The organism is Haladaptatus ordinarius (genome assembly GCF_054177595.1).
Genome location: NZ_JBPEHH010000108.1, coordinates 1 through 12,247 on the forward strand (window position 1 = coordinate 1; position 12,247 = coordinate 12,247).

The window sequence follows — 12,247 nt, forward strand, 5'->3', positions numbered from 1 at the left end:
GAGCGCGTACCTGGTACCGAGAATTTCGTGAACTTGCACTGATGTGTGCCGTCTACAACATCAAGAAGGCCGCAGAACAGGAGATTCCACTCCCTTCAGGCGATTAAACACGGCCGGTCGAAAGGACTCGTCGGATTCAAACCCACGGCTGTTTTCGATGTGTCTCAGACGGAGGGTGAACCACTTCCCGAATTGGAGACCGAAGCAACGGGCAATGCTGAAAATCTCGTTCCTACTCTTCAAGATGCAGCCGATGAGCTCGGTGTGACGGTTCGCATCGTCGACGCTGACGACTGGGAACACGGCAAGGCAAAGGGTGTCTGCAAACAGCGGAGTCTGTACGACCTCCAGCCCATCGTCGAAGTGAAAGCACGGGCGAATCAGGCGGATCTCGCTGTGACCCTGATCCACGAATACGCGCACGCACTGCTGCACTTCGATATCGACGATGAATGTGAACGAGCGGAACGCGAAATCGAGGCAGAAGCCGTCGCGTACATTGTTGGGCGGTACGTCGGATTAGATACGAGTGGCTCAGCATTCTACCTCGCAGCATGGCAAGACGATGATGCAGACACAATTCAAGATCGACTTGGACGAATCCGGACCACGGCAGCGAAGCTTATCGAGATAGTCGAAACGAGACGCGAGTAAGTGTAGAACCGTCGAACTCGAGTGCCGGATGTGGCTTTATCACCGACCAATGCTCGCTATTCAGGTCGATAATCCGTCAGCCGAATCTTTCCTTCGACTTCGTAGATGTGGCCACGCATGTAGAGTCGTTCGATGATATCTTCGGCCGCTGGCTGCGCAAGCTCCTCACGGTCTTTGAGGGTTGCGTACGCTTGCTCGTACGTGAGCTCTCCCTCACTCGGCAGTGCGTTTGCGAGTGTCTCGAGCGATTCTTGCGCAAGTGATGTGAGTGATGATTGCCGATTCGAAATCATCGATGTGCTCAAAGACACTGACTAACGACGTAAATCCTTGGGACAAGATGACACACGCTCGCCTCATTAGTGGTCTGATGATGTAAGGGAAATACACGGCGTGACAGGATGGGTAGGGGCACAGGAGCCACGCCGTACACTGGGTTACAGTGACTGCAGGTTCCTCTTCGAAGGCGATGAATAAAGAGTTCAGCCAACCGGTGCGGAAGTGAAACGAAACGCTAGCTCACAAAGACGAGTTGCGGCGTACTATGCGCTCATTAGTTAGTATCATATACTAACCGATAGTCACCGTCTAAACACGCACTACTCAAATGATTTCACTAATCGCTCGTATCTACGAGGTCCTCGCCGGCGCGTGCGCCGACGGGACTTCGGTCTCGACGCTCTGTGAGAACAGCGAAGATGCACCTCACGAAAACTCAGTTCTCTACCATCTTCGCACCAAGTTCGACCTGGAGACGATCGAACAAATTGGTAACACGCTCCTCCAGAAGGACATTTTCGACATCCTCCCCGAGCAGGTGGAGGTCGTCGCTGACCTCCACCTGCGGCCCTATTATGGCGACGAAGACGACACCGACGGCCTCTATCACTCGCAAGCGAAGCGTGGAACGACCGCGTTCCACACCTACGCCACACTCTATGCGCGTGTGAAGAACAAACGCTACACACTGGCGGTGCGCCGTCTTACCGACGGTGACACCGCCAGCGGCGTCCTCGCAAAGTTTCTTGGCATCCTTGACGGCCTTGACCTCGGTGTCAAGGCCGTCTACCTTGACCACGAATTCTACGATAGCAAGTGTTTGACGCTGCTTCAGGCACACAACCACGCCTACGTGATGCCGATCGTCCGCTGGGGACGGACGATCAAGCAAGAACTCTCGGAAGGCTGGAGTCGCGTGATTCAACACAGTCTGACGGCGAAACTCGACGGTCACAGCTGGACCGTCGAGTTTCCCGTATACATCGACTGTACCTACCAGAACGGGCGGTACGATGAACACGGTGTGGCGCGTCACGGCTACGCCGCTGACGCGCCGTTTATCGACACGCCACGAGACGCTCGATACCACTACGCGAAACGCTTCGGTATCGAGGCCAGCTATCGACTCTCCGAGCAAAGTATTGCGACGACCTCAACACAAAATCCCGTCATACGGCTGTTGTACGTCGTGGTGAGCTTGCTGTTACAGAACGTCTGGCGGTATCTGCACTGGGAGTACGTGGCGACGCCCCGCCGCGGGGGGCGTCGCCTCTGGCAGTGGTCGTTCAAGGAGTTCATCAATATGGTCCGACGGGCAGCGTGGACGGCCCTCGCGACGCGTCGGGCCGTCCCCGCGAACCGACCACCGGACGACCGGTTTACCCGGTAGTTCCCGACCGGGCTAGCCTGCGGTGTGAGTGGTGACGCTGTCGCGTCGGCGGCAGACCGCCGCCGACAGCGACGGCTCTCCTTCGATTCGTCCCTGATTCTCTCGTCGAGACTGTCAGTGCAATCGCTCCGACACAGAACTCAGTCTTCAGAAACAGTTAGCCGAGGATGCGCTGTGAAGTACTGAGTCTGTTCCATTAGACTGTGAACTCTCTCCCGACGACTCAATCGGAATCCCAACGGGCTGCTAACCCGTTCATGCTCGTAGGCCTAATACGTCTACACGATCACGTCCGAAACCCGGAATCAACACGATTAGAAGATTGTGACCTGAACCTTAGTGTCGCTGGCTATCGCCGTTATTCGCGGTAGTTCCGTGGTCATGATGAATTCCTTCGGCGTGGCCGTCTGGCAGGCGGTCTGCGTGGGCGTGGGGATCCCCCTCGACGAACTCGTGGCCGTCTCGGGCACCGTTTTCGAACGCCGCGACGCGGGCCGTGAGATCGCCGTAGTCGAGAATCTCCCGTTCGATCAGTGACCGTTCGAGCGCGGTTAGCCACTGGCGATAGTAGACCGCCTCCGGTTCGCCGTCCTCCCGGTCGGCGTTCACTTCCTCGACGAGGCGGGTCTGGAACTCCTGCCACGTGAGGGTCTCATCGGCATGTTCGTCAGTGAGAGCAACGGCGAGGGCGAACGCACGGGCCTGCCACGGGGCGTCGAACGTCGGTGCGTCGTCTCCGGGCTCTGGCGTGGAAGCAGTCATACGAGCCGCTCCACCCCTAACATGGCGTTGCGCGTCACGAGGTTCTGGAGTTCGGTCTCGTTCAGCTGATCGGTTCCGGGTGGTCGCTGAGGTAACACCATATACCGAATTTCGGAGTTACTGTCCCACACTTCCAACTCGATGTCGTCGGGAATCTCGGTCTCGAACTCCTCGCGGAGCAGCGTCCGAGGTTCGTCGACGGCCCGCGAGCGGTAAGCCGGCGTTTTGTACCAAGTCGGCGGGAGTCCGAGAACCGCCCACGGATAGCACGAACAGAGCGTACACACCACGAGATTGTGCGTCGTGGGTGTGTTTTCGACGACTCGCAGTTCCATCACTTCGTCGCTGACCTCCACGTCGAGTTGGGCCACTGCCCCGATTCCGTTTTCGAGAAGGCGCTCTTTGAACTCAGGGTCGGTCCAAGCCCGCGCGACTACTTTCGCGCCGATTAACGGGCCGACCTCCTCCTCATACGTGGAAATCACGTCGTCTACGGCATCGGCGCTCAACAACCCCTTCTCGGTCAGCAGTGATTGGAGTGCCCTGGCTCGGGCCTCGGGGTCGTGGTCACGAAGGTCGTTCGTCTCGGTGCTGGAATTGGATGTGTCGGTCATGGTTCGATAAGGTAGCTTTCCCAGAGTTCGATGTGGACGGCGTCGGCATCGGTGTGGTCGGCACCCCAGAGGTCGGCGGCGTCGAATTTGACGTTGTAGAGTGGTTCCGCGCGGTCCTTGCCGTGGGCGCTCGCGTCCGGCAGGACGTGAGTTCCCCGGTGGGCCTGAATCGTTCCTCGGACGCCGCGAATGTACCTCGGACACCGGGTGTGGCCCTTCGGATGATTATTACGGACCTCGACCTCTTCACCGGGTTCAAAAACGGGGTCTTTCGGTTCACGTTCCGATTGGTAGACCTCAGCGACTCCCTCAGCGAGCTCGTCCAGCGACGGACCGGGTTCGTCGGAGTTCTCGGCCTCCCCACGCTCGAACGCTGCTACTCGGTCTGCGAGTTCGTCACGGTCGACGACGCCAGCGTCGAGGAGGAGCGACTCAATGCCTGTGAGCCAGCGCTCGTAGTACGGTTTCTCCAGATAAAATTCGGGGTTGTGCTGTTCGAGCGCGTAGCGGAACTCGTCCAGATTGAACGCACCGCTGGCGATACCGGCGACGAACAGTGCGTAGACGCGTCCCTCCCAGTCTTGGTGAAACGGCGACGCATCGTCGGGTTCGTCCGGTGGGAAGTCGTCGAACCCGTCCATCCCACCGAGATCGTGGATGCCGTCCATAACCCCTCCTCGATGTCGGCGGGGAAAATCCTTATCCAATCGGTAACAAGGACCATTCTCGCCGTTCGATAGCTATCTCGACTTCCGCGGCCTCAAAAAAGACTGAAGCGGTGACTAGTTCGGTAGTTCCTTCCGCTCAGTCTTCACGCAGGGCCAGCACGGGAAGTCACCGAGGCCGTCACAGTCGTAGTCCACTGGTTCGAAATCGTCTTCGTTATCTTCCGAAGGGAAGGCGTCAAGCGTCCTGTCGTCGGTTGCGTTCTCGACGGCGGCCATGTGTTTACAGAAAGCGTTCCGGTGAAAATGATTCAGGCTGGTTTATTTCGGAAGCGTTCAATCAGGTGTTCAAATCCTTCATCCGCCTCGAATACATCATAGTCGTCGTCAGCACCAACGAGGAGCCTTACGTTACCCTCATTATTGTCGCTCTCATTGGCGGCAGCAACGGCATACGCATCTCCAATCGACGGACTATACACAGCTTTTAGCTCCGATGCGAATTCCCACAGTCCATCAATCTTGTATTCGACTACACCCATTGCTTTGAGGTCCCCGATATGGGCGTCCGCTCTCTCTGGTGAACTCAGACGAGCCGCTATGTAGCGAAATTCTGCGAGGTTGATGGTCGTGACGTATCCGTCGATTTCACCATCGTACACCCGATCAAGATAGTCTTCAACTTCGTCTGCTCCAGGCTCATCGAAAGCAAACGCGATGAGTGGTTCGGCGTCAAATAGTACCTTCATTCATCGGTCTCCGACAACCCATGCTTTTTCTCTTGCTTCCGTTTGTCTTGCTCTCGCTCTTCTCGGAGCAATTCAGAGGCCGACTGCTCACCTTCGTCGGCTTCGGACGGTGCAAGTGCGCCTCGAATCTCAGATGGACGTTTTACTGGTCGAATCACGACTTCTCCCTCTTCATTTTCGACGAATCGAACTCGTCCTGGTGTGTCGATGTGGAGCTTGTCACGGTATTGTTTCGGAATCGTCGCCTGTCCCTTGCTCGTAACAGTGACGGTGGTCCCGTCTTCAGCGTCGCTCATATGTAATAAGTGGTCATCGAAATACTTGAATCTTTGTAATACGAATTTAGAGTAATACAATAATATCCACATACACTCATTCGGTACTACATGCCTACTTGATTGAAAAGAACTGAAACCGTGGTCAGTTCGGCAGTTCCTCCCGTCCCGTTCGCACGCACGGCCAGCACGGGAAGCCACCGAGGCCGTCACAGTCGCAGTTGTCTGGTTCGGCATCGTTGTCGTTTTCCGAGGGGAAAGCGTCAAGCGTCCTGTCGTCGGTTGCGCTCTCGACGGCGGCCATGTGCTTGCAGAGGGCATTTCGGTGGTCGTGGTGCGGACACGTACAGGCCATCAGGTCCTCGGTCACGTCGTCCATGGAGACCATCTATTGGTGGGCTGCGGGGTTTTCGGGGCTCTCATTGGTGACGTCGATGAGTTCGGGGGTTGTTATCTGGCATATTTATCAAAGAAAAATATCGTCCGTGAAAAGAATCCTTGGGTAGCATTTGTTTCAAAACACGGTTGTTATTTATTGCTGGCTCTGAGGGCACGTGTGACGACAGTTGAATCACCTTTTGACGAAGGTTTAGAATTAGCAACTAGTGGGTACCGAATTACTGTCGATGAGGGTCGTGATTCATTTTTTGCGATCTGTATCGAAGAACCGGATAATGAGACGGCGTGGATCATGTCAGATACCGTCCGATCACTGGAGAAGATGCAGTAGACCTTCAAACTCACCCCCAGAGCTATCGATACGTATTGGCGCCTCGAGCAACCGATCAATCACCAGTGCTGTCGTGACGGGGGTGGCCGCGGCCAACGTGATGAGACCCAGAATAGGTAAGTAAATGACAAAACCATTTACTACACAACCGAAGGCTGAATCGAATCCACAAGCATCCGACTCACCACCACTATCGGTGAGTATTATCGAGGCGGTTCATGCACAAACTGAACAAGAGCGCGACGACTTACCACCACTTTACGATGTCCTCGACCCAGACGCGCTTGTAAATTTGTTCACTATTACGGCGGGCGAAACAGAGCGAACCAATGGCGAGGTTCGCTTTCGCTATGCTGGCCAGTGGGTAACGGTGGCCGCTGGTCATAGCATCACGGTTGAGTCACTCGACTAACAGGGGCTTGTTCTGCGTACTTGTTATACTGGTTGCTGAAGGACCGGCAACCGGTGAGACGACCGAGCGAACTACTACCGTCGTACAGTGAGCGGAAGACCGAGTACACCAATGCACCGGTAGTCGAATGAGAAAATGGCTTGATGGAAAAATATCACGTCTCATCTGCGTCGCTTAACGACCCACATCAGAGTGTCTCGACGCGAATCCGCCTTGCAGTGGTGAGTTTGTGACCGCTGATGATGGCCGGGGGACAAACGTCACATCAGTACTGATTCGACAGAGGCTGACCCAAATCGGTTTGTGATGGACTCCTCCCCACCGCCCAACGGATTCCAATTTTGAGTAACGGACAACGGTTATAAACTCTCGAGCCAATCACAAAAAATCGTCTCTCCAAGGGATCACAGATGACCTTCCTGTGCAGAGTTTCAAACTTTACAATTATTTTTCATTTAGTTAATATTATAAGCGTGAAATATGGGACAATAAAATGCTTTTCGAACCTCCATTCCGTTCACATATACTACAGGGTCCAATTAACTAATCCATATTGAACGAATAATATGGTGGTTGCATATGAAAACGACACGGAGAAAACTGCTCACACTGCTGAGCAGCACGGCCGTAATCGGGAGTTCAGGGATGACAGCAGCAAGCGGAAAGCCGGCGAAAGGACGCATAAGGAAGCTCGGTCACTCCCTGCTCAGTGATCCACCAGGCGGCTACACTGAGGGAGACGTTCGCAGTGACGGTCAGTATGCTCTCACGGGGAGCTTCTTCGGGACGGGCGGTAGCTTCCTCGTTGACATCACCAACCCAACTGACCCGACACAGGTTCACCAACTTCCATCGTCCGCAAATGTACGGAACGCAGATGTGAAATTCGGCCGACGCGACGGTCTCTACTACCGTTCGCAGGAGCCAAACACGAGCGACGCGGAGTTCGACGGCGTCGAGATCATCGACTACGGCTACGCGGATGGAACGCCGGAGAATCCAACCATCCTCGGAACCCTCGACTCGGGGTCGACCCACAATCTGTTCCCGCACCCCACCGAACCCTACGTCTACACCACCGAGCACCACGGAATGGGTGTTTTCAACGTGAGCGACCCCACTGACACCTCGTTCATCGGCACCTTCGGCCCGGAAGCCGACCTGCACGATATCGTCGTCGACCCCGAGAACGACCTTGCACACCTCGCGTTCATCGGCGGCGGCTTCGACGGTTACGTCATCATGGACGTCAGCGATCCCGCGAATCCAGAGACTGCAGGGAGCTTCAGTTACGAGGGCCTGCCGACCTACGAGGACGTCCCGCTCGGCGAGGAAGGATTCCAGAACTGCCACTACGCCAACTACGACCCCGGGCGTGGCATCGCCGTCGTCGGCGACGAGATTGGCCATGGGAAACCCGGCGGTAAGCATATCTTCGACATCGGCTGGGGCGACGGCTCCGTCGCAGATCCCCAGCCCATCGGATACACACCGTCCCCTAACGCCGAGTATCAGGGCGATGATCCACTTGAGACCTACGACTGGACGACGCACAACCACGATATCATCTCGAAGGGGAACAACTCCCTGCTCGTCGACGGCGCGTACCACGAAGGGACGGTCGTCTGGGACATTAGCGACCCGACCGACCCCACGTTCGTCGACCAGTACGAAACAGACGACGCGGCCGACCAGGCGCAGGGCCCAGTCTGGCTCGGCGACGCTCCGATGGCGTGGGGTGCGAACTACAACGCCAAGCGCGATCTCACCGTCGTGTCCGACATGGTCACCGGCGTCTACGTCTTCAAGGTCACGCCTGCTGCCTCGAAGGGAGGGAAATGATTATGCGCGACTCCCGAAGACGCGATTTTTTGAAGGCGACCGGCGCGCTCAGTTTCGCCGGGTTCACTGGCGTCGCGAGCGCAATGCCGCGGAGTGGAACCGACGACACGCTCCGCCTCTTCAGCGAGGTGGCGGTCGACGGGTCACTCGAAGTCTCCACGCAAGGGAACTATGCCTACGTTGCGACGGGCAACGGTCTCGCCATCGTTGACTGGCGGAATCCGACTCGACCGAAAGTCGTCGGGTCGATGACCGCCTCTGACCCTGCAGGTAGCGTCCTCGACGCCAAGGTCGAGGACGACCTTGTGAGCCTCGCGAGCAACGGTGGGCCAGGCATCACGCTCGTGGACGTGAGTGACCCGACCGACCCGACCGAAATTGGATTCGTGGACGTTGGTCACCACATCCACAACAATTTCCTGGCGGACGGCTACGCCTACCTCACCGTCAACGAGTCCGGCGACGCCCCATTCAGCGAGGCCCGCACCACCATTATCGACGTACGCGACCCATCGAATGCCGAGGTCGTCGGCGAGTATCGGCTCAAGGACGACTTCCCCGAGTTCGCCATGGGCGGCGTGAGTCCGTGTCACGACATCTACGTCCAGGACGACGTCCTCTACCAGGCGTTCTGGGACGCGGGCGTGGTCGTCGCCGACGTGACCGACCCTACCAATCCACAACTGCTCGCTCAGTTCGGGAACGCACCGATGGCAGACACACCGATGGGCGATTCGTTCCCCGTGGAGCGATACCTGACCCGCCCCGGTAACGCTCACTACGTCCAGCCGTCGCCCGACGGCAACCTCGTGTACGTCGGGGCGGAGACCTTCCCTGGCGACTTCGTCGAGACCCCCGACAACGACGACTATGGAGGCATCACGATCTTCGATGTCTCGGACTACGACGACCCGCGAAAACTCGTTCGCATCGCGCCGCCAACCGTCGATGCATTCCGGACGTCACACAATTTCGACGTCACGTCGAACCGCCTGCACGCCTCGTGGTACAACGGTGGTGTGACGGTTCACGATGTCAGTGACCCTACGAACCCCGAGACGATAGCGGGCTACCACACCGACAGCACGTCGTTCTGGGGCGCGGAAGCGGCTCGCGGTTTCACCGTCGCGAGTGACATCGGCGGCGGTCTCGTGTTCCTCCACGAAGATCGGGGCCGGATGGACTCGCCCGGCTTCGACGGCACCGGTCGTCCCGACTCCCCCGGGATGCGCTGAGAGAATCACTCGAACGGTATCGCTCGCTAAATTCCTCTTCCCATTCCATCATGGACAATACTCACCACTTCACTCGACGAACAGCACTGAAGACCGCGGGACTGCTCGGGGCGGCCGGATTCACCGGCGTCGCGAGATCCCGCAGCCCCAATATCCACAACGAAAACGACGGCCGACTCCGCCTCTTCAGCGAGGTGGCGGTCGACGGCGCTACCGAAGTCGTTACCCAAAACGGTTGGGCGTACGTCGCTACCGGCGACGGCTTCGCGGTCGTGGACTGGCGGACTCCAAACCGTCCGGAACTGGTAGGGATGTGGGACGCGCCGGGAACCGGTATCGCCGATGTCAAGGTCGATGGCGACCTGCTCGCAGTCAGCACGCAAGGCGGCGAACACGACCACGGTTCGGGCGAGGACACCAACGTCGACCCGGACGCCCAGATTGGCACCCACCTCTACGATGTAAACGACCCGACCGACCCGAGGTACCTCAGTACGTTTCAGGTGCTCCCCGAGGGAGTCCACAATGCCCATCTCGTCGGCGACATCCTGTACATCGCGAAGGAAGCTCCGTTCGACGAGAGTGCACTCATCATCGTGGATGTGAGTGACCCTGCGAATCCCGCAGAACTTTCGCGGTGGGTTCTCGAAGAAGTTCACCCCGAGCTCGACTCGGTGACGAACTTCGTCCACGACGTCTACACTCAGGACGGCTACGCCTACCTCGCGTACTGGGACGCCGGTTGCCGCATCCTCGACGTGAGCGATCCGACAGACCCAGTCGAGGTCAGTTGGTTCGGTCAGACCAAGAACGCCGATAAGGGCATGGACGGGGACCCCTGGTCACGGGTCTTCAGTTCCCCCGGGAACGCCCACTACGTCCAGCCGTCACCCGACGGCGACCACGTCTATATCGGCGCAGAGACGTACGCTGGCGAATCCGGCGGTATCACAGTCTTCGATGTCAGTGACTTCGATGAGCCCCGGCAGGTCGCTGAAATCGAGGCCGAAGACCGAAATCCGGGCATCTTTCCGGATACGTCCCACAACTTCGACGTCACGGCAAATCGCCTCTACACGTCGTGGTACAACGCCGGTGCTCGTGTATACAACATCACGGATCCATCGAACCCCAGGCAAACCTACGAGTACGACCCCGATGGGTCGTCCTTCTGGACCGCTGTCCGTGCTCGTGGATTCACCGTCGTGAGCGATATCGGTGGCGGCCTCGTGTTCCTCCACGAAGATCGGGGCCGGATGGATTCACCCAGCTTTGGCGGTGTGGACTCCGTTCCTCACCACGACCGCAAGCGCCGACGGGAGCGCTGATTGGACAAGAATGACCCAGACCAGACTGTCGAGGCGTCAGATACTACAGGCTGCTGTGGCTTTCGGTGCCACTGGAGCAGTTCCCTTGGATAGCGCAGAGGCCGCGGAATCGACGCCGGATCTGGATATGTTCGTCCAACCGCTCCCGATTCCGACGGTTCGCGAACCGGATGGCGAACGCGATGGCGCAGACTACTACGAGATACCGATCCGGGAATTCGAACAGAAGGTACACCCGGATCTCCCGGCGACCACGTTCTGGGGTTTCGACGAGACTGTCCCAGGGCCCATCATCAAGGCAATGCGCAATGAGCGGATCAAACTCCGCTTCGACAACACCGCCCTCCCCTCGGAACATCTCTTCGAAATCGACGAGCGGGTCGTCGGCACTTCCCCCGAGGACTACCACGACTACGATGGCCCCGTCCCAGACGTTCGAACGGTAGTCCATCAGCACGGGCTCAACGTCGAGTGGCAGAGTGACGGGCAGGCAGCTGCCTGGAAGTCGCCAGATGGGGTCACCGGCCCGCGGTTCGTCAAGCACGTTCACGAACTTCCGAACCGCCAGCCCCGGATGACCGCGTCGTACCACGACCACGCGCTCGGCATCAGCCGGCTGAACACCTATGCTGGGATGAGTGGGTTCTACATCATCGAGAGCCAGCGGGAGGCGCAACTGAACCTTCCGAGCGGTGAGTACGACGTCCCGCTGATGCTCCAAGACAAGAGATTCGAAGCGGATGGGTCCCTCCAGTACCCTCATTCGTTCGTGCCGAACTTCGCAGGCGATACAGCCGTCGTCAACGGCGCCGTGTGGCCGTACATGGAAGTCGAACCGCGCCGATACCGCTTCCGGCTGGTCAACCAGTCGAACGGTCGGACGTTCGACCTCGCGCTGACGAACAACCACGGTGAACGACACGATAACCACGGGGAGGATGTCCCCCTCGTGTACCAATTCGCTCCCGACCAGGGGTTCCTCGAGGATGTCGTTTCCGTCGGGCCAGGTGGCGACCTCGAGTCGCTGACTCTTGCCCCGTTCGAGCGGGCCGAGGTCGTCGTCGACTTTTCCGGCCACACTGGCGAGACGTTTACCGTCACCAACGATGCCGCGTTCCCGTTCACTGGCGGTCAACACATGGACGGAGGGAACGGCGGGCACGACGATGACGAGGAGGGATTCGACATCCACATTCGGTACTTCCCATCGAGTCAGTGGATAGTCACGACTGACGGGGTTAGATTCTCAGGAAGCGTCTGGATGGGTGATTATGAGATTTCTCTACCATCCAGACACTGTTCTTACGGCTGC

The 12,247-nt window shown here is 57.9% G+C and carries 13 protein-coding genes and 2 pseudogenes; 7 read left to right on the plus strand and 8 right to left on the minus strand.

Annotated elements, in window-relative coordinates; all coding sequences use genetic code 11:
* Window positions 1-117: 117 nt before the first annotated feature.
* A pseudogene (locus tag ACR3FF_RS22665) lies at window positions 118-654 on the plus strand (ImmA/IrrE family metallo-endopeptidase); the annotation flags it as partial.
* 56 nt (window positions 655-710) lie between these two features.
* Here the strand turns inward: ACR3FF_RS22665 and ACR3FF_RS22670 are convergent.
* On the minus strand, window positions 711-947 hold the full coding sequence (locus ACR3FF_RS22670; protein WP_458190408.1) for a hypothetical protein: 237 nt from the start codon (window positions 945-947) through the stop codon (window positions 711-713).
* Between the two features lie 335 nt (window positions 948-1,282).
* Here ACR3FF_RS22670 and ACR3FF_RS22675 point away from each other — a divergent pair.
* A pseudogene (locus ACR3FF_RS22675) lies at window positions 1,283-2,323 on the plus strand (ISH3 family transposase); the annotation flags it as partial.
* 336 nt (window positions 2,324-2,659) lie between these two features.
* On the opposite strand, the gene ACR3FF_RS22680 reads toward ACR3FF_RS22675, so the two are convergent.
* The 7 genes from ACR3FF_RS22680 to ACR3FF_RS22710 all read right to left on the minus strand — a co-directional run bounded on the left by ACR3FF_RS22680 (window position 2,660) and on the right by ACR3FF_RS22710 (window position 5,767).
* Window positions 2,660-3,085: a nitrile hydratase accessory protein gene (locus ACR3FF_RS22680; protein ID WP_458190409.1), complete on the minus strand. Its 426-nt coding sequence runs from the start codon at window positions 3,083-3,085 to the stop codon at window positions 2,660-2,662.
* Window positions 3,082-3,699: a nitrile hydratase subunit alpha gene (gene nthA, locus ACR3FF_RS22685; RefSeq protein ID WP_458190410.1), complete on the minus strand. Its 618-nt coding sequence runs from the start codon at window positions 3,697-3,699 to the stop codon at window positions 3,082-3,084. The genes ACR3FF_RS22680 and nthA overlap by 4 nt, the downstream gene beginning before the upstream one ends.
* Window positions 3,696-4,367: a nitrile hydratase subunit beta gene (gene nthB / locus ACR3FF_RS22690; RefSeq protein WP_458190411.1), complete on the minus strand. Its 672-nt coding sequence runs from the start codon at window positions 4,365-4,367 to the stop codon at window positions 3,696-3,698. Before nthB ends, nthA begins: the two co-directional genes overlap by 4 nt.
* Before the next feature lie 114 nt (window positions 4,368-4,481).
* Window positions 4,482-4,643 (minus strand): hypothetical protein, encoded by a 162-nt coding sequence (locus tag ACR3FF_RS22695; protein WP_458190412.1) that lies wholly within the window; start codon window positions 4,641-4,643, stop codon window positions 4,482-4,484.
* A 32-nt stretch (window positions 4,644-4,675) separates the two neighbouring features.
* Window positions 4,676-5,113 (minus strand): type II toxin-antitoxin system VapC family toxin, encoded by a 438-nt coding sequence (locus ACR3FF_RS22700; RefSeq protein WP_458190413.1) that lies wholly within the window; start codon window positions 5,111-5,113, stop codon window positions 4,676-4,678.
* Complete coding sequence (locus ACR3FF_RS22705; protein ID WP_458190414.1) at window positions 5,110-5,409, minus strand: AbrB/MazE/SpoVT family DNA-binding domain-containing protein; 300 nt, start codon at window positions 5,407-5,409, stop codon at window positions 5,110-5,112. Before ACR3FF_RS22705 ends, ACR3FF_RS22700 begins: the two co-directional genes overlap by 4 nt.
* 124 nt (window positions 5,410-5,533) lie before the next feature.
* The gene (locus ACR3FF_RS22710; protein WP_458190415.1) at window positions 5,534-5,767 is read right to left on the minus strand and encodes an SWIM zinc finger family protein; all 234 of its coding nucleotides are present in this window, start codon (window positions 5,765-5,767) and stop codon (window positions 5,534-5,536) included.
* Window positions 5,768-6,242: 475 nt separating this feature from the next.
* On the opposite strand from ACR3FF_RS22710, the gene ACR3FF_RS22715 reads away from it, so the two are divergent.
* The 5 genes from ACR3FF_RS22715 to ACR3FF_RS22735 form a co-directional block, all read left to right on the plus strand.
* Entirely contained in the window at window positions 6,243-6,530 is a 288-nt protein-coding gene (locus ACR3FF_RS22715) for a HalOD1 output domain-containing protein (protein ID WP_458190416.1), read from the plus strand.
* Window positions 6,531-7,109: 579 nt separating this feature from the next.
* Window positions 7,110-8,372: an LVIVD repeat-containing protein gene (locus tag ACR3FF_RS22720; protein ID WP_458190417.1), complete on the plus strand. Its 1,263-nt coding sequence runs from the start codon at window positions 7,110-7,112 to the stop codon at window positions 8,370-8,372.
* A gap of 2 nt (window positions 8,373-8,374) precedes the next feature.
* Window positions 8,375-9,607: an LVIVD repeat-containing protein gene (locus tag ACR3FF_RS22725; protein WP_458190418.1), complete on the plus strand. Its 1,233-nt coding sequence runs from the start codon at window positions 8,375-8,377 to the stop codon at window positions 9,605-9,607.
* Window positions 9,608-9,657: 50 nt separating this feature from the next.
* Complete coding sequence (locus tag ACR3FF_RS22730; RefSeq protein ID WP_458190419.1) at window positions 9,658-10,935, plus strand: LVIVD repeat-containing protein; 1,278 nt, start codon at window positions 9,658-9,660, stop codon at window positions 10,933-10,935.
* 85 nt (window positions 10,936-11,020) lie between these two features.
* Window positions 11,021-12,247: multicopper oxidase family protein (locus ACR3FF_RS22735; protein WP_458190420.1), on the plus strand; the 1,227-nt coding region annotated here is incomplete at its 3' end.